The 18,266-nt window shown below is 62.9% G+C and carries 11 protein-coding genes and 2 pseudogenes; 9 read left to right on the top strand and 4 right to left on the bottom strand.

What is annotated here, in order from left to right:
• Window positions 1-45: 45 nt before the first annotated feature.
• Together ACLEJP_RS23915 and ACLEJP_RS23910 are read left to right on the top strand one after the other, a co-directional pair.
• Complete coding sequence (locus ACLEJP_RS23915; RefSeq protein ID WP_440810526.1) at window positions 46-807, top strand: spermidine synthase; 762 nt, start codon at window positions 46-48, stop codon at window positions 805-807.
• A gap of 319 nt (window positions 808-1,126) precedes the next feature.
• Window positions 1,127-2,840 (top strand): annotated as a pseudogene (locus tag ACLEJP_RS23910) (DEAD/DEAH box helicase).
• A gap of 163 nt (window positions 2,841-3,003) precedes the next feature.
• On the opposite strand, the gene ACLEJP_RS23905 reads toward ACLEJP_RS23910, so the two are convergent.
• Window positions 3,004-3,771 (bottom strand): DODA-type extradiol aromatic ring-opening family dioxygenase, encoded by a 768-nt coding sequence (locus tag ACLEJP_RS23905; RefSeq protein WP_440810477.1) that lies wholly within the window; start codon window positions 3,769-3,771, stop codon window positions 3,004-3,006.
• Between the two features lie 101 nt (window positions 3,772-3,872).
• Here ACLEJP_RS23905 and ACLEJP_RS23900 point away from each other — a divergent pair, with 101 nt between their 5' ends.
• Window positions 3,873-4,523: a thiopurine S-methyltransferase gene (locus ACLEJP_RS23900; RefSeq protein ID WP_440810475.1), complete on the top strand. Its 651-nt coding sequence runs from the start codon at window positions 3,873-3,875 to the stop codon at window positions 4,521-4,523.
• Window positions 4,524-4,593: 70 nt separating this feature from the next.
• On the opposite strand, the gene htpX is transcribed toward ACLEJP_RS23900, so the two are convergent.
• Window positions 4,594-5,481: a protease HtpX gene (gene htpX, locus ACLEJP_RS23895; RefSeq protein ID WP_023661073.1), complete on the bottom strand. Its 888-nt coding sequence runs from the start codon at window positions 5,479-5,481 to the stop codon at window positions 4,594-4,596.
• Between the two features lie 334 nt (window positions 5,482-5,815).
• Window positions 5,816-7,027 (bottom strand): pyridoxal phosphate-dependent aminotransferase, encoded by a 1,212-nt coding sequence (locus tag ACLEJP_RS23890; RefSeq protein ID WP_440810473.1) that lies wholly within the window; start codon window positions 7,025-7,027, stop codon window positions 5,816-5,818.
• Between the two features lie 167 nt (window positions 7,028-7,194).
• On the opposite strand from ACLEJP_RS23890, the gene msrB reads away from it, so the two are divergent.
• Window positions 7,195-7,590, top strand: a complete 396-nt coding sequence (msrB, locus tag ACLEJP_RS23885) for a peptide-methionine (R)-S-oxide reductase MsrB (protein ID WP_440810471.1) — start codon at window positions 7,195-7,197, stop codon at window positions 7,588-7,590.
• 14 nt (window positions 7,591-7,604) lie between these two features.
• Window positions 7,605-8,093, top strand: a complete 489-nt coding sequence (locus tag ACLEJP_RS23880; protein ID WP_440810470.1) for a glutathione peroxidase — start codon at window positions 7,605-7,607, stop codon at window positions 8,091-8,093.
• On the opposite strand, the gene ACLEJP_RS23875 is transcribed toward ACLEJP_RS23880, so the two are convergent.
• Window positions 8,083-10,440 (bottom strand): response regulator, encoded by a 2,358-nt coding sequence (locus tag ACLEJP_RS23875; protein WP_440810468.1) that lies wholly within the window; start codon window positions 10,438-10,440, stop codon window positions 8,083-8,085. The genes ACLEJP_RS23880 and ACLEJP_RS23875 overlap by 11 nt on opposite strands.
• A gap of 105 nt (window positions 10,441-10,545) precedes the next feature.
• Here ACLEJP_RS23875 and ACLEJP_RS23870 point away from each other — a divergent pair, with 105 nt between their 5' ends.
• From ACLEJP_RS23870 to ACLEJP_RS23855, 4 genes and pseudogenes are all read left to right on the top strand, one after another.
• A complete protein-coding gene (locus ACLEJP_RS23870; RefSeq protein ID WP_440810467.1) occupies window positions 10,546-11,436 on the top strand; it encodes an ATP-binding protein in 891 nt (296 codons plus the stop codon).
• Window positions 11,433-11,924: a GAF domain-containing protein gene (locus tag ACLEJP_RS23865; protein WP_440810465.1), complete on the top strand. Its 492-nt coding sequence runs from the start codon at window positions 11,433-11,435 to the stop codon at window positions 11,922-11,924. Before ACLEJP_RS23870 ends, ACLEJP_RS23865 begins: the two co-directional genes overlap by 4 nt.
• A gap of 363 nt (window positions 11,925-12,287) precedes the next feature.
• Window positions 12,288-16,640, top strand: a complete 4,353-nt coding sequence (locus ACLEJP_RS23860; protein WP_440810464.1) for a hypothetical protein — start codon at window positions 12,288-12,290, stop codon at window positions 16,638-16,640.
• 171 nt (window positions 16,641-16,811) lie between these two features.
• Window positions 16,812-18,266 (top strand): annotated as a pseudogene (locus ACLEJP_RS23855) (hypothetical protein); the annotation flags it as partial.

The raw sequence follows: 18,266 nt of genomic DNA, 5'->3' as shown, positions 1-18,266 counted from the left end.
GTTGCATCGGGGGCGTTGGCGGACAATGCGCGTTTTGCGGGTTGGATGGTGAACATGGCGGAACGGCAAGAGCGGCTGCTGGCACGGGTGGAAGATGCCTTTGGCGTCATCAGCGTGTACGAAGTGGACGACTACCGCTTCCTGGAGTTCGGTGATGCAATCGAGCAGAGCTGCGTGTTCACTGCCGACCCGAGCTGGCTGGAGTACGACTATACCCGCGCCATGCTGGTCGGGGCGTTGTGCCATGAGCAGCCGGAAAGCGCGCTGTTTCTCGGCCTGGGCGCCGGCACGCTGACCCAGGCGTGCATGAAGTTCCTGCCGCTGGACGACATCGAGGCCATCGAGCTGCGCCCGGACGTGCCGCGCCTGGCCATGGAATACCTGGGCCTGGACGACGACCCGCGGCTGTATGTGCGCATCGGCGATGCCCTGGAACTGCTGCCCACGGCGGAAAAGGCCGACCTGTTGTTCGTCGACCTGTACACCGACCATGGGCCCGGGGTAGGGCACCTGGCATGGAATTTCCTCGAGAACTGCCAGCAGCAGCTCAACCCGGGCGGCTGGCTGGTGATCAACCAGTGGGCTACCGATGACGGCAAGCCGCTGGGTGCGGCCTTGCTGCGCGGCTTGTACCACCGGCATTACTGGGAACTGCCGGTGAAGGAGGGCAATGTGATCCTGCTGGTGCCGGCGGACCTGGACCAGACGCTGGACCTCGGCGGACTGCGGGCACGGGCCGAGGCGCTGGCGCCGCGGTTGGGCTACAGCCTGGAAGGGTTGATCCGCGAGATTCGCCCGGCTACCTGATGGCTGTCGCGGTCGCGCCTGCGCCGACCTTTCAGGGGCCAGGGGATTATCGATTCAGCTCGCGGTAATTGATGGCCCGATACTGGCCGTACCTCGCGAAAATTTTCCTCACGTCTTTGCACCATTTCGGGTATAGTACGCGCCGGTCTTTTAGCGGGCCGCAAAATCAGGTGGTGCAAACCCTCCGAGTCCAGCTTCGGCTGCGCGTCCGCTAGGCGGACTTTCCCACGTTTTCTTTTTCAATCGTTTTCGCAAATCCCCGCCGCCAAAGCTGCCTGGGTGACCTGTCGGTCTTTCATGGCTTGTGCAGCTTTGGAGCATGGGTCTTTGCGGATGCACCTAGAGGCAGACCCATGACCCAGGAAACCGGCGGCTTCGCCGCTCTCGATCTCAATCCGAACATTGTTGCTGCCGTTCTGGCGACCGGCTATGAAGAGCCGTCCGCCATTCAGCAACAATCGATCCCGATCATCCTCGCCGGTCACGACATGATCGGCCAGGCGCAGACGGGCACCGGCAAGACCGCTGCCTTCGCCCTGCCGATCCTCAACAAGATCGATGTGAGCAAGCGCGAACCGCAAGCCCTGATCCTGGCGCCGACCCGTGAGTTGGCGCTGCAAGTTGCTACCGCTTTCGAAACCTACGCCAAGCAGATGCCGGGCGTGAACGTGGTCGCCGTCTACGGTGGCGCCCCGATGGGCCCACAGCTGCGGGCGATCCGCAATGGCGCGCAGATCGTCGTCGCCACCCCGGGTCGCCTGTGCGACCACCTGCGCCGTGACGAAAAGGTGCTGTCCACCGTGCAGTACCTGGTCCTGGACGAAGCCGACGAAATGCTCAAGCTGGGCTTCATGGACGACCTCGAAGTGATCTTCGATGCCATCCCGGCCAGCCGCCAGACCGTGCTGTTCTCTGCCACCCTGCCGTCGTCGATCCGCTCGATCGCCGAGCGTCACCTGCGTGAGCCCAAGCACGTCAAGATCCAGAGCAAGACCCAGACCGTCACCGCGATCGAGCAGGCCCACCTGATGGTCCACGCCGACCAGAAGATCCCGGCTGTGCTGCGTCTGCTGGAAGTGGAAGAGTTCGACGCGCTGATCGCCTTCGTGCGCACCAAGCAAGCCACCCTGGATCTGGCCGCTGCGCTGGAAGCCAAGGGCTACAAGGCTGCCGCGCTGAACGGCGACATCGCCCAGAACCAGCGTGAACGCGTCATCGACTCGCTCAAGGATGGCCGCCTGGACATCGTCGTCGCCACCGACGTCGCCGCCCGTGGCCTGGACGTACCGCGCATCACCCACGTGTTCAACGTGGACATGCCGTACGACCCGGAATCCTACGTGCACCGTATCGGCCGTACCGGCCGCGCCGGTCGCGATGGCCGTGCACTGCTGCTGGTCACCCCGCGTGAGCGCCGCATGCTGCAGGTCATCGAGCGTGTTACCGGGCAGAAGGTGGCCGAAGCGCGCCTGCCGAACGCCCAGGCCGTGCTGGATGCCCGCATCAAGAAGCTGACTTCGAGCCTGGCGCCGCTGGTAGCCGAAGCCGAAGCCACCCACGGTGACCTGTTCGACCGCCTGACCAACGACCTCGGTTGCAGCGCGCGTGCCCTGGCTGCGGCCCTGCTGCGCAAGGCCACCAATGGCCAGGCGCTGGACCTGGTTGCAGTGGAGCGTGAGCAGCCGCTGGTGCCGAGCTTTGCCCCGCGTGGCGAGCGCACCGAGCGTGGTGAGCGTGGCGACCGCCCGGAACGCGGTGACCGCGAGCGCCGTGCGCCGATGCCGCTGGCCGAAGGCCGCGTGCGTTGCCGTACTGCCCTGGGTGCCCGTGACGGCATCGCGGCCAAGAACCTGCTGGGCGCGATCCTCAACGAGGGTGGTCTGGCGCGTGACGCCATCGGCCGCATTCAGGTGCGCGACAGCTTCAGCCTGGTCGAGCTGCCGGAAGACGGCCTGGAGAAGCTGCTGTCCAAGCTCAAGGACACCCGTGTGGCAGGCAAGCAGCTGAAGCTGCGCCGCTACCGCGAGGATTGATCCTGGCGCAATGAAAAAATCCCCGGCCCAGGTCGGGGATTTTTTTGCCTGTGCCATCTTGGGGCTGCTTTGCAGCCCATCGGGACAAGGCCGCAGGGTTACGCGGTCCCTGGTGGGAGCGGCCTTGTGTCGCGAAAGGGGCGCAAAGCGCCCCCGGCTATCTTCAGTCGAACCGATAAATGTCCATCCCCAACGCCCCCAGGGTAAACCCTTGGTGCACCACGCCAAATCTGCCCCCCGCCCCAAGGGCAAAGAACAGCGGCAGGAAATGCTCATCACTGGGATGGTTGCGCAGCGCAAATGGCGCCTGCCGGCGATAGTCCAGCAACGCCGCCCGGTCATCGGCTTGCAGCTTCTCCACCACCCAATCCCTGAACGCCAGCGCCCAAGGCTCGATCACCTCCGGCCCGGCATGCCAGTCCAGTTCACCCAGGTTATGGGTAATGCTGCCCGAACCGATCAGCAGCACGCCCTCGTCGCGCAGCCCCGCCAGCGCCGCGCCCACGCGTAGTTGCAATGCCGGCCCCAAAGCGCTGGGCAGTGAAACCTGCACCACAGGAATGCTGGCATCCGGGTACATCAGCGACAACGGTACCCAGGCGCCGTGGTCGAACGGGCGTTGCGGGTCTAGCCGGGCCGACAGCCCGGCAGCCGTCAGCAAGGTGCTGACCTGCCCGGCAAGGGCGGGCATGCCTGGCGCCGGGTACTGCACGGCATACAGGGCCTGCGGGAAACCGTAGAAGTCATGCCACGTCTCGGGCCGCTCACTGCCGGTCACCAGCAATTCGCGGCTTTCCCAGTGCGCCGACACCACCACGATCGCTGTTGGGCGCGCCAGGCGGGTGGCCAGGCCGGCCAGCGCTGGCCCGCTGGCACCAGGCTGCAGGGCAAGCATGGGCGAACCGTGGGAAATGAACAGGCTGGGCAGCATGGCAAGGTCCTGGAGGTTAAGATGCAATCATCTTCGGTCAACTACAGATCGAAATCCAAACCAAGTTTTACCGACCAATCATCGAAAAAACTGGAGTGATCATGGAGCCAGCGTTCTGGCAGCAACGGTGGGCCGACAACCAGATCGGTTTTCACCAGGCGCAGGTGAACCCCTACCTGCAAAAGTATTGGGCGCAGCTGCAGCGGCTGCCGGGTAGCCGCGTGCTGGTGCCGCTGTGCGGCAAGAGCCTGGACCTGGCCTGGCTGGCCGGGCAGGGGCATCGCGTGGTGGGCATCGAGCTGTCGCGGCGGGCGGTGGAGGATTTCTTCCGCGAACATGGGCTGGATGCCGAGGTGCAGCAGCGCGGGGTGTTCGAAGTCTGGCGCAGTGGCGTTCTGGAACTGTGGTGCGGTGATTTCTTTGCGTTGCAGCCGGAGGATGTCGGCGACTGTACGGGGCTGTATGACCGGGCGGCGGTAATCGCGTTGCCGCCGCAGATGCGAGCGCGTTATCTGCAACGATTGTCGGCGCTGCTGCCGGCGGGGTGCCGCGGGCTGGTGGTAACACTGGACTATGACCAGGCATTGATGGACGGGCCGCCGTTCTCGGTCGGCGACGAAGAGCTGCGTCAAGGCTTGGCCGGGTGGCAGGTGGACGAGCTGGAGGTTGCGGAGGTCATCGAGCAGAGCCCGAGGTTTGTGCAGGCGGGAATCAGCAGCCTGTTGGAGAGGGTGTACCAGGTAAGCCGCTGATTGCTGTGTTGCCGGTGCCGGCGTGTACAAAAAAGGGCGACCGAAGTCGCCCTTTTTGTCACTGAATGGATCAACCGCGACGGCGCAGGGCCTCGATGCGGTCTTCCAGCGGCGGGTGGCTCATCAGCAGGCCGGCCAGGCCGTGCTTGAGGCCGCCATTGATACCGAACGCCTTCAAGGTGTCGGGCATGTGCACGGGCAGGCCTTGCTCCACGCGCAGGCGTTGCAGGGCACCGATCATCGCTGCAGTACCGGCCAGCTGCGCACCGGCCTCGTCGGCGCGGTATTCGCGGCGGCGCGAGAACCACATGACGATCATGCTGGCGAGGATGCCAAGGATCAGTTCGGCAACGATGGTCGCCACGTAATAGGCAATGCCCTGGCCTTCTTCGTTCTTGAAGATGACCTTGTCGACGAAGTTGCCGATGATGCGGGCGAAGAACATCACGAAGGTGTTGACCACACCTTGCACCAACGCCAGGGTGACCATGTCGCCGTTTGCCACGTGGCCGATCTCGTGGGCCAGTACCGCGCGCACCTCATCGGGCGAGAAGCGCTCCAGCAAACCCTGCGACACCGCCACCAGCGCGTCGTTGCGGTTCCAGCCGGTGGCGAAGGCGTTGGCCTCGTACGCCGGGAAGATACCCACCTCGGGCATCTTGATACCGGCCTCGCGGGACAGCTCCTCGACCGTTTGCAGCAGCCACTGTTCGTGGCGGGTGCGCGGCTGGCTGATGATCTGGGTGCCGGTGGTCATCTTCGCCATCCACTTGGAGATGAACAGCGAGACGAGGGAGCCGGCGAAGCCGAACACGGCGCAGAACACCAGCAGGCTGCTGAGGTTCAGGTCGACCCCGTTGGCGGCCATGAACCCGTTGAAACCGAACAGGCTCAGGGTAATGCTTGCAACCAGCACCACCGCGAGGTTGGTGGCTACAAACAACAGAATGCGCATCATGGTTGTTACGTTCTCCTGACGGATGAGTTGTCGCTTACTGCGGGGTATATAAGGTGCCGGCCGTGCTGATTCAATCGGGTGACTATTTCAAACTGTGTACGGCGGAGTATGGCAGAGGATGGCCGAGGGGCTGTGGGATAGAGCGTTGCAGGATGTAAGAAGCGGCGCATGCCTTTGGATCTCTGGTTGCGTTGAGATCGAGCGCCGCCCGCGCGGCGCTCGATCCCCCAGGTACCGCAAGGCTCAAGCCAAGCACCAAGGCTGCCAAGCATGGTGTAACAGGTTCGGCACGCGGGCTGCGCGCAATGCCGCCGCCCCGATCACCCGGTAAACCTTACTGCGAATACCCCTTCAGGAAATTGCCAATCCGCCCGATCGCCGCTTCCAGGTCATCCACCCGCGGCAAGGTCACCACGCGGAAGTGGTCCGGCCACGGCCAGTTGAACGCCGTCCCCTGCACGATCAGCAGCTTTTCCGACAGCAGCAGGTCGAGGACGAATTTCTCGTCGTTGTGGATCGGGCACACCTTCGGGTCGATCTTCGGGAACGCATACAGCGCGCCCATCGGCTTCACGCAGCTCACCCCCGGGATATCGTTGAGCAGTTCGTAGGTGCGGTTGCGCTGTTCCAGCAGGCGGCCCGGTGGCAGCACCAGGTCGTTGATGCTCTGGTAGCCGCCCAACGCGGTCTGGATGGCGTGCTGCGCCGGCACGTTGGCGCACAGGCGCATGTTGGCCAGCATGTCGATGCCTTCGATGTAGCTCTGGGCATGGTGCTTGGGCCCCGAGATGATCAGCCAGCCGGAACGGAAGCCCGCCACCCGGTACGACTTGGACAGGCCGTTGAAGGTCAGGCACAGCAGGTCGGGAGCCAGCGAGGCGGTGCTGATGTGCACGGCTTCGTCGTACAGGATCTTGTCGTAGATCTCGTCCGAGAACACCACCAGGTTGTGCTGGCGGGCCAGCTCGAGCATACCCAGCAGCAGCTCGCGGGAGTACACCGCGCCGGTCGGGTTGTTCGGGTTGATGATCACCAGCGCCTTGGTGTTCGCGGTGATCTTGGCCTTGATGTCGTCGAGGTCGGGGAACCAGTCGGCCTGTTCATCGCACAGGTAGTGCACCGGCTTGCCGCCGGCCAGGCTCACGGCAGCGGTCCACAGCGGGTAGTCGGGGGCCGGGATCAATACTTCGTCGCCGTTGTTCAGCAGCGCCTGCATCGACATGACGATCAGCTCGGATACCCCGTTGCCGAGGTAGATGTCTTCGATGGTGACGCCTTCGATACCCTTCTGCTGGCAGTACTGCATCACCGCCTTGCGTGCACTGAACAGGCCCTTGGAGTCGCTGTAGCCCTGCGCGGTGGGCAGGTTGCGGATCACATCCTGGAGAATTTCGTCAGGCGCCTCGAAGCCAAACGGCGCCGGGTTGCCGATGTTCAGCTTGAGGATGCGATGGCCTTCCTCTTCCAGGCGCTTGGCGTGCTTGAGCACTGGGCCGCGAATGTCATAGCAGACATTGGCGAGCTTGTTCGATTTGCTGAACTGCATGATGGGATCCCGATTGAGAAAACGCGCAACGCCCCGCCGAAAGGTTTGAAAGGGCAGGAAGCGGGTGCCAGACTGAACGCCTGGCACACGAAGCCAACTAATATACGTGCCACCCGCGCCCCGGAAAAGACGGTGCGCGGTGAAATTCAGCCTGCCGAGGTCCCTACATGCAAAAGATCGAGAAAACCCTGGAAGAATGGCGCTCGATGCTCGACCCCGAGCAGTACCAGGTATGCCGCCTCAAAGGCACCGAGCGGCCATTCAGCGGCAAGTACAACAGTGAGCGCCGTGATGGCATCTACCACTGCATCTGCTGCGGCCTGCCCCTGTTCGATGCGCAGACCAAGTTCGATTCCGGTTGCGGCTGGCCGAGCTTCTACGCCCCCATCGAAGACCGCGCGATGATCGAGATTCGCGACACCTCCCACGGCATGATCCGCACCGAGGTCACCTGCGCCCGCTGCGATGCGCACCTGGGCCACGTGTTCCCGGACGGCCCGCCACCGACCGGCCTGCGCTACTGCATCAACTCGGTGTGCATCGACCTGCGCCCGCGCGACTGACCGGAGCCCGCCACATGGCTGAATCGATGCTGGATATCAAATGCGTAACCCTGGGCGGCGAGCACAAGACACTCGCTGACTTCCCCGGCAAGGCCCTGTTGGTGGTCAACACCGCCAGCCAGTGCGGTTTTACCCCGCAGTACAAGGGCCTGGAGCAACTGTGGCAGGCCTACCGGGCGCGTGGCCTGGTGGTGCTGGGCTTTCCCTGCAACCAGTTCGGCAAGCAGGAACCGGGCGATGCGCGGGAGATTGCGCAGTTCTGCGAGCGCAATTTCGGCGTGAGCTTCCCGCTGTTCCGCAAGGTCGAGGTGAATGGCCCGGGCGCCCACCCCTTGTTCGTCGAACTCAAGCAGCGCGCGCCGGGCCTGCTCGGTTCGCAGAAGATCAAGTGGAACTTCACCAAGTTCCTCGTCGACCCGGCCAGCGGCCAGGTCAGGCGTTATGCCCCCACCACCAAGCCGCAGGCCCTGGAAGCGGAAATCGAGCGCCTGCTCAGCCGCTGACGGGTACCCAGTGGTCGATCAGCGCCAGCAGTTCTTCGCGGCGGAACGGTTTGGCCAGGTAGTCGTTCATCCCGGCCGCCCGGCAGCGCTCACGCTCTTCGGGCATGGCATTGGCGGTAAGGGCAACAATCGGCAGGTCGGGCCAGCGGCCGCTCTGGCGAATGCGTCGGCTGGCCTCGTAACCGTCCATCACCGGCATGTTGCAGTCCATCAGCACCAGGTCGAATGGTTCCTGCTCCAGCATTTCCAGGGCCTCGGCGCCCTGGGTTGCCAGGTGCACCTGGCAACCGAGCTTGGCCAGCATGCCCTTGGCCACCAGCTGGTTCACCGGGTTGTCCTCCACCAGCAGAATCCGCGCGCGGCCTTGTTCGAGGGTGATGGCCGGGCTGGCTAGCGGGTGCTCGGGCTCGAAGCCTTGCAAGGTGCGGCGCAGGGTCTGGTACAGGGCGTTGCGCGCCAACGGCCGGGCCAACTGATGCAACGGGGCGAGGGCGACCGATTGTTCGCTGGGCAGGAAGTTGCCGTAGGCGGTCACCAGCAGGATCGGGGTTTTCAAGGCCGGACGCAGTTCGAACAGGCGGTCGAGGTCGTCGGTGATCACCAGGTCGATTGTGGCGGCATCCAGCGTGCTGCTGTTGTCATGACGCCGGTAGGTCAGGCCCCAGGCGGGCAGCAGGTCCTGCAGCAGTTCATCGAGCCCACTGCCGGCCATGCTCAGCGCCGCCACCCGCCCTTGCAGCGGGGCTGGTGCAATCGCCTCGGTGTGCACGGCCAATGGCAGGTCGGCACTGAAACGGCTGCCAAAGCCCGGCCTGGAATCGATGTGCAGGTGGCCCTGCATCGCCTTGCACAGGTTGTAGGTCAGGGTCAGGCCCAGGCCGGTGCCGCCAAACTGGCGGGTGATGCCGGCGCCGGCCTGGGTGAATGGCTGGAAGATGCGTGCCTGGGCTTCTTCGGGGATGCCAATGCCAGTATCGCGCACTTCCAGGCGCACCCCGCCGACGATAGTGCTCAGGCGTACATCGACACGGCCGAAACGGGTGAACTTCAAGGCGTTGGACAGCAGGTTGCTGACCACCTGGCGCACCCGGGTGGGGTCGCCGAGCACGCTGCTGGGGAAATCGCGGGCGATCAGGCAGGTCAGCTCGACACTTTGCGCAGTGTTCTGCGACAGCAGGTTGGCGGTGTCTTCGACCATCGAACCCATGTCGAACGGGATGCGCTCCAGCTCCAGTTGGCCGGCGTCGAACTTGGACAGGTCGAGGATATCGTTGAGCAACTCCACCAGGACCTTGCCCGAGTCATGGGCAATCGCCAGCTGCTGGCGCTGCTCGCTGGGCAACGGGCTGTCCAGGGCCAGCGCGATCATGCCGAGCATGCCGTTGAGCGGGGTACGGATCTCGTGGCTCATGTTGGCGAGGAAGGCGGCCCGCGCCTGGGCCATGTCCAATGCCCGGCGGCGGGCTTCTTCCAGTTCCTGGTTGGAGCGGCTCAGGCTGTTGTTGCTGGCCTTCAGCTCGTTGGTGCGCGCCGAGACGATGTCTTCCAGCTCGTTGAGGTATTGGGTCAGGCGGTTTTCCGCGTTGCGGCGCTGGTCGATCTCGGTGGCCATGCTGACGAACTGCTGGTTGGCGACCTTCACCAGTACACCGATTTCATCGTTCTCATGCCCATGCGGGCAGTCCAGGCGGGTTTGCCGAGGCTTGCGCGGGTCGCGGCCACTGAGCGCACCGATCACCGTCACCAGGGGTTTGGTCAGCATCATGTAGAACAGTGCCAGCAGGATGCCGGTCAGCACCAGGCTGCGGGCGAAACCGTTGACCAGGGTGATGCCGGCGCGGTCGAGGAAGCGGGCGCCGAAGGCGTAGGTGTCCACTTCCAGGTACAGGGTACCGAGGTCGTCAGCGGGCATGTGGGTCAGGTACAGGCGATCCTCGAACTGGCGCTGCTCGCCGAACAGGAAGTCGCTCAGCGGCCGGTAGCGGTCCTGCATGCGCGGGCGGCTGACATCGGCCAGCACCATGGCATTGTTGTCGCTCAGCCGCGCGCGGGTCACCGCTGGCGATTGCAGCAGGCCGCTGGTCAGCTCCAGGGCCAGCTCCGAGTCGATGTTGTAGGCGATGCGTGAGGCCGGGTTGTGGCTGATTTGCAGCAAGGCGCGCACTTCGCGGTTGATAGACGCGTCTTCACTGGCATAATCGATGCCGATCTGGATGAGACTGAGCAATGTTCCCAGGATGAAGCCGACCAGGACTGTCAACCGGGCTTGCTTGTATGACAGACGATTGGTGAACTTGATATCCATGAGTCCCGAGCCGGTTCCACGTTCCTTGCGCAGCGCAAGCATAGCCGATCACACCCGGCTTCTGGTGGGTCTGTCTGTTCATTTCAGTTGGTCGCCAAGCGGGGGCCGCTTTGTGCCCCCTAATAACTGAAATTTGTAGGAGTCTTCATGGACGCCCGCTTGATAGCTTTCCTGGACCGCGCCGAATCGGTACTGGCGCGTCTCGAACCCCTGTTGCCGGCACAACGCCCGGATATCGACTGGTGCACCACCCTGGCCGCGCGCTGGCAGCGTGATGGCCGCAGCGGCTACCTGCTGCCGCTGCAAGTCAGCCTGGACATCCGCCTGAGCGACCTGATCGGTGTCGACCAGCAGCGTGACCAGCTGGGCCGCAACACCCACCAGTTCATCAACGGGCTGCCCGCCAACCATGCGCTGCTGTGGGGCTCGCGTGGCACCGGCAAGTCGTCGCTGGTACGCGCCCTGCTGGCCGAACACGCCAGTGCCGGCCTGCGCCTGATCGAAATCGAGCGCGACCACCTGGCCGACCTGCCGCGGGTGGTCGAACAGCTGCAGAAGCTGCCGCAACGTTTCATCCTGTTCTGTGACGACCTGTCATTCGAAGCCGGGGAGGGCGACTACCGGGTGCTCAAGAGCGTGCTCGACGGCTCGCTGGAACAAGCCCCGGACAACGTGCTGCTGTACGCCACTTCCAACCGTCGCCACCTGGTGCCGGAAAAACAGAGCGACAACGAAAACTGGAAAATGGTCGACGGCGAGCTGCACCCCAACGAAGCGGTGGAGGACAAGATTGCCTTGTCCGACCGTTTTGGCCTGTGGCTGTCGTTCTACCCCTTCAGCCAGGAACACTTCCTCAACGTGGTCGAGCACTGGATCGGCCAGCTGGCGCGCCCGGCCGGCCTGCGCTGGCAGCGTGACGAAGCCCTGGACATCCTCGCCGTGCGCTGGGCCACCGGCCGCGGTAACCGTAATGGCCGCTGTGCCTATCAGTTCGCCCGCTATTGGGTCGGGCTGCAATTGCTGGAGCAACGTAAATGATCGACCTCAATGCCAGTGGCGCCGGACTCGACGGCTATGACCTGCTGGCGGCGCAAGTGCAGGCGCTGTTTGCCGACGAGCGCGACTTTATCGCCAATGCCGCGCAGTTCTCGGCGTTTCTGTACCACCAGGTAGACGACCTGAACTGGGCGGGGTTCTACCTCAACCGCAACGAAGAGCTGGTGCTCGGCCCGTTCCAGGGCCAGGTCGCTTGCGTCCGTATTCCGTTCAGCAAGGGCGTGTGCGGAGCCGCGGCGGCCACCCGCCAGACTCAACGTGTGGAAGACGTGCATGCGTTCCCGGGGCATATCGCCTGTGACAGCGCGTCGAACAGCGAGCTGGTGATCCCGCTGGTGAAGGAGGGCAGGTTGATTGGTGTACTGGACCTGGACAGCCCGAAGATCGGCCGTTTCAGCGAGGCGGACCAGGCAGGGCTGGAACGGTTGGCAGCGATCTTTCTGCAATTGACGGACTGTTCACTGACCTGATTGAGTGGCATAGCCATTAACCATAAAGGCCCTGTTTCGGGCCTTTTCTTTTCGCTGATTACAGCCATTTAACCTGCCGCGGGTGCACTATGCACCTTGCATTTCTGTCAGTTTTCAAGTTCAAACGCTTCTGCGGACTGCGGAAATCTGCTCCCGATGATAAATCAGTAGTTGTATCCAGGCACCTGACAGTTTTATCAGTAGACAGCCCAGGCGAAAGCTGGCAGGACGTTTACCGCACTAGTAATTTTGCCAGTTGGAAAAGTATTGCTTGCAACGTTCACTGTTGTTTGTCCCTGTCACCGGTTGGCGACAGGTAACAGCCGTTCAATGGTGCAATCACTTTCCGCAAGAGGCATATTCATGAACCGGTTCGCTGCAAGGCTCTTTCCTCCTCCTGCCGATGGCTCTGTTCCGTTGGTTGTACGGCCACTGTTGATTGCCGGGATGACCACGCCTGTCGCGGCAGCCGATGGCGGTATCAATATCACCACGATCGAAGAAGACCCCGACGGTTTATTGTCTGCCATCGACCCTTATCTGGAAATGAACGAGGGAGACGAGCTGACGGTGTATATCGAAGGCGACCCGGTCCACTTTATCCGGGTTCGCGAGGCTGATGTCGACAAACGGATTTTTTTCTACCTGCCGGCCGACAAGTTCAGTAAGGATAAGGAGTGGGTGGACAAGGTGTACTTCGAAGTGCTGCGCAGCGGCACGACGGTGCCAGAGCCATCGGCAATGCTGCGTCTGCGGGTGAAGCTGTACCGCCCGGGCGGCGTCGACAAGGAACCGCATCTGCCCGGGCACTCGGAGTTGCCACTGCCCGCAGTACCGCAGGATGTCATCGACAATGGCGTGACGGCGGAGTGGGCGGCCAAGGGCGTGCCGGTTACCATCGATGTCTATCCTGACCGTGCCTCGCAGGATGTGGTGGTGTTGCACTGGGGCAGCGAGAAAGTGCAGCGCACGATCAGCGAAGACGAAGCGGCAGGAGACGACCCGGTGGAAATCCTGGTCGGGCAGGAGGTGATCCTGGCTGCCGGTGACTCCGACGAGCTGCAACTGAGCCATTGGCCCCATGATGAAGTCTGGAACTTTGCCAGCGACCGCTCGCGACCCACCGTTATCAAGGTAGACGCGGGAGCCTGGCGGCTGGAGGCGCCAATCATCAAGGAGGCGGTCAACGGTGTAATCGACCTGGCCACGCTCGAAGCCAGTGATGTCACGGTGTTTATCCGTACAGACCAGTCTCCGATTGCAGTAGGCGACAGCATCGAATTCACCTGGGTCGGTACGCCGGCTAGCGGAGAGCCACTTGTCCATCACCAGACGCTGACTGTCGAAAGCGTCCCGGCGCTCCTGGAAGCCACGGTTCCCAATCGCCTGGTGCGTGACACAGCCCAAGGCACAGGCGATGCGTCCTATGTGCTGCGGCCGGCGGATGGCTCGCAAGCGCTGTCGTCAAAGCGGGCGTTTGCCCGAATCGAAGGTGCCCTCTACCAGCTACCGGCGCCGATCGTGCTGGAAGCCATCGAAGACCTGATCGACAGTGGTACCGATTCGGCCTGGGTGCTTGCCGGGCCTTATCCACGTATGGCCAGCGGCGATGTGGTCAACCTGGTCTGGCGCGGCAAGCGCGCGGATGGCAGGCCTTACATTTACGAAGATGAGCAGCTCGTCTCCCAGGGGCAGGAAGGCGAGGCATTGGAGTTCTTTGTTGAAGGTGAGCATGTCCAGGCGCTCGCCGACGGTACGCTGGAGCTGTACTACCGAGTGACCAACAACCGTTCGACGGTCTATGACTTGCGTGAATCCGATCGCAGTTACTACCGGGTAACCTCGCTGCGCCAGACTTTGCCCGCACCAGAGGTGCTCGAGTCGGATGGCGAGGTGCTGGACCCGGAATGGATCTTTCCCAATGGCGCTACCCTGCGTGTTGGCTACACCGGTCTGGTTGCGGAGGACGTGCTGACCTACTACTGGCGTAGCGTGTACCCGGCCGGCACGACCACTGACTGGCTGAAGATCACCCAAGGGCAGCAGGGCCGGCCGGTAGACTTCCGCATCAGCCCTGCCGTGGTAGAGGTTTCGCGCACCACCGTGATCCTCGCGTACTACACCGTCAAGCGCGCGGGCACCGAGCAGGTCGACATTTCCAACTATGTCGAGCTCTATATCGGCACACCCATCCCCCTCGCGATCACCGCAGCTGTCGACAGCTACGGTGCCGTTGCCAATGGCGGGATCAGTGTCGACACTGCAGTAACCTTGAGCGGTACTGCGCGGGCAAGGTTCGGCGTTGACATGCTCGATGGCGATGATGAGATAGGGCAGGCAGGGGCGGACGGCGATGGCGTATGGAATTTCCCGATGACCGGCTTGGTGCCTCGCGTGTACAGCCTCAAGGCCAGGGCTCAGTACGGCAGGCGCCTGGTATCGGAGCCCTGGGCCTTTACCGTGGTGGAGTATGTCGTGCCCAGCATCACCCGCATCGAGGACTCGCGCCGCGAGTTGGCCGAAGGGGCGACGACGGTCGACACGACTGTGACCGTAACCGGGCGCGCGAGCCCAGGCCTGCAAGTCGATCTGCTCGAAGCCGAAACCTTCCTGCAGGCCGTGGATGTCGGGCTTGGCGGCGTCTGGAGCGTGACTCTCAGTGGTTTGATGCGCCGTGGCTATGAGCTGAGGGCGAGGGCCGTATACGGCAACAAGGACCTTTCTGCGCCGCGTTCCTTCGAGGTGGTCGCAGAGCAGGCACCCACGCTGGAAAGTGTGCAGGACTCACGCGGCGAGCTGGCCGACGGCAGGACCACGGTCGATACGCAGATCGTGCTGGCGGGCAAGGCCAGCATCGGGCAGCCGGTGCAGATTCTGGATGGCACCTTGCCCGTCGATACTGCGCAGGCTGATACCCAGGGTGACTGGACCCTGACCTTGCGCAACCTGCAGGTGAAAGGCTACGCCGTCAAGGCCACAGCGCTCTACGGCAGTGGCCAGGAGTCGGGTGTGCGCCGCTTTACCGTGGTCGACTACATCTTTCCGAGCATCGACAGTGTCGTGGACTCCAGAGGCGAGGTGCCCGATGGCGGTGCGACGGTCGATACCACGCTTACCCTTTCGGGCGAAGGCAGTGCCAATGAGCAGGTTGAAGTCTTCGATGGCAATGACAGCCTCGGCACGTCGCCGGTCAGCCCGGCGGGTCTCTGGACGTTGAGGCTCGAGAAGCTGCCGACCAAGGTCTATGGCATCAGGGCCAGGGCGCTGTATGGGGCGGGTGAAGAGTCCGCAGTCAGGACGTTTACCGTCTATGAGGAAATCAAGCCGAGCATTACCAGTGTCCAGGACAGCGACGGCGAGGTGGCACAGGGCGGTACCACCGTACATGAACAGGTCAGCCTGGCCGGCAAGGCCAGCATCAACCAGAGAATCGAGCTTTTCGACGGGAGCCGCTCCCTGGGTGAACTCCCCGTTGATGCAAGCGGCAACTGGCGCCATGACATGCCAGGGCTGGAGCGTCGCGCCTACAGTTTGACGGCCAAGGCATTGTACGGCGCCGGCCTGGTATCGGACGCCCGTACCTTCACGGTGGTGATGGAAGTGGCGCCGAGCATCGACAGGGTGCGGGACAGTCTGGGTGATGTAGCGAACAACGGCTTCACGTTCGACTCCAGTGTGACGGTCACTGGCAAGGCGAGTATCAGGCAGCGGGTTGAACTGTTCGACGGTACCACGCCAAAGGTCCAGGCACCGGTTGACGGCAGCGGCAATTGGAGCGCTGTGGTGTCTGCCCTGGCGGTCGGCCAGCACTTGGTCAAGGCTGTGGCCTTGTACGGCAGCAAGCTGGAGTCGGGGGGGCATGGCTTTGAAGTGCGTCAAGGTGCCACGCCGGTCATCAGCCATGTGGTCGATAGCAAGGGCCAGCCGATTGGCAATGGTGGCCGCACCTATGAAACCGGGCTCACACTACATGGTACTGCTCAAACCGGGCTGCAAGTGCAGATCCTGGACAATGGCACGCCCAAGACTACTGTAGCCGCGCCGGGAGGCAACTGGCAGGCATCGCTTTCGGCACTTGCCACCGGCCGTCACGCCTTCACGGCGAAAGGCCTCTATGGTAACCAGCCGGTGTCCGGCCAGTGGATCGTCACGGTCGAGAACAGGCCGCCGTTGGTGATCGATACCAGCACCATGGTGCTCAACGGCAGAGTGTTCGTGCGCGGGGATAATGGCCAGGGGCCCAGTACGCCACCCGCCAACGCAGCGCGGCAGCGCGTGGCCAGTGGCGGTGTACCACCCTATAGCTACAGCTCCAGCAACCCTGGCGTGGCGAGCGTCGATGCCAGCGGTACCGTAAGGTCGTGTGCCAATGGCAGTGCTGTCATCACCGTGCGCGACCAGGCGCAGCAAACGGTGAGTTACAACGTGACAGTACAGAATGTCGTTCGCATGTATCTCATGGGCTCTTCCCAATACATTGTCGGGTGGAATCAGCGCATTTACATGAGCGACTTGCGGGAAGTGTTCAATCAGTACAGGGCAGGCGGTGGGCTTGGCCAGCTTGGCTGGCCGGGCGGGACGTACTGGGCCCGGGATCAGCGGGTGATCCACAATCCGTTCCCGCGTCAGCAAGCTCAGCACAAGGACATGAACGGCGGCGGAGAGGGATGGTCCGCACAGATCGGGCCTTCGTTCCCAGGGATCAGGTTAGGGTAAAGGCATGCCTTGATGTGAAGTAACGGCATTGCAGGCTTGGCCTGCAATGCCGTTTTGCTTCAGGTATGAATCTGCCGTCTGTTTTTACCTGGCATTTCTGCCAGTAGCGTCGGTTTATGGCGTGGCGTTCAATGTTGCGTACTTCATCCTCACTCGGAAAGGAGCTGCGCAATGTTGGACACTGATCAAACGGCAGGCAATACCACTGCTCTGGCTTCGGGTGCCGGGCCCTTGCTGCTCGACGAACTCTCCATTCCCGGCGCCACCGGCCCGGTGCCCAGCGGTGAGTGGGGAATCAACCTTGCCGCTGCTCATGAAAACTTCCCCAGGCAAGGCCTGCAGTTATATGTCCCGGCATGGCCGCAAATGGGCCGCGGTGATAGGGTCCGGGCCATGGCCGGCAGTGACGAAGTCGACAGCGTGACCATTACCGAGGAGCTGGAGAACCAGCGCCAGACGCTCTTCGTTCCGCCAGGCCACTTGCAGACTGGCGCTGCTGAACTCAGCTATCGGGTCAAGCGCCTGGGCCAGGTAGAGGAGCCCTCGGCAACAACCAGGATCTACGTCAAGCTCGAGCGCCCCGGTGGCCAGGACCAGGATGGCTCCAACCCCGGCCATTCCGAACTCAAATTCACCCTGCCGGACGATGTCGGCAACGACGGGGTGGACGCGGAGCGCGCCAGGCAGGGTGTGGAAGTGACCATCCTGCCGTATCCGTTCATGGCCGAGCAAGACAAGATCCGCCTGAGCTGGGGCGGAGTGTTCGTTGAGCACCTCGTGAAACTGGAAGAGGTGGACGATCCCATCGTGATCCTGGTTGAGGAAGCGGTCATTCTGGAGGCGGGCGACTCGGATGACAAAGGCCTGGCGGTGGCCTATGAAGTCTATGATCTGGTTGACAACCGCTCCGAGGACTGGAGCGCCGAGCAGCGGGTGGTTGTCGACACCGGTAATGCGCGCCTTGCCGCCGGTATCGTGAAAGAAGCCAAGAACAACGTTCTCGATCTGGAGCTTCTGGGAGAGGCCGATGCAACGTTGCAGGTGGTGGCGTTTGCTGAGCCGTTCGCGGTGGACGACAGCATCGTGGCCAACCTGTTCGGTGAGACCGAGGATGGGCGTCCCGTGAACATCTCCTATCCACCCAAGGTCGTCGAGAGCGTGCCGGGGGTGATTGAAATCACAATTGCCAATGCAGATGTGCGCCAACTGGCCAAGACCCAGGCGAAATTCAGCTATGAGCTGGTCAAGTCGGAGGCGGCGCGCCAGAGCATGGGTGCGCTGGCTTATCAGCAGCAGCGGGCCGAAGGTACCTACAAGTCCAGAGGGCAGTTCGTCTCTATTGTGGGTGAAGCAGTGCGCCTCTCTGCGCCGAAGGCAGTGGATGCCCAGCAGGGAATGCTGGACCCGGCACTGCCAGAAACCACCATCGACGTGCCCTGGGACGACAGCATGCAGGCGGGCGATGTGATTACCTTGGTCTGGGAGGGCGAAAAGCCGGACTTTACGCCCTATTTCCCGGAAATCCCCCCCCACGACATCAGCAACGGCGAGGCAGGCCGCAAGGAGCCGATTCCGTTTACGGTCGATGGCAAGCACCTGAAGGCGATCAAGGGCGGCAAGCTGGTG

Origin of the sequence: Pseudomonas sp. SMV7, assembly GCF_052041995.1 — a bacterium.
In the GTDB taxonomy this organism is placed as follows: Bacteria; Pseudomonadota; Gammaproteobacteria; order Pseudomonadales; family Pseudomonadaceae; genus Aquipseudomonas.
This window is presented reverse-complemented; position numbering and strand designations above follow the sequence as displayed.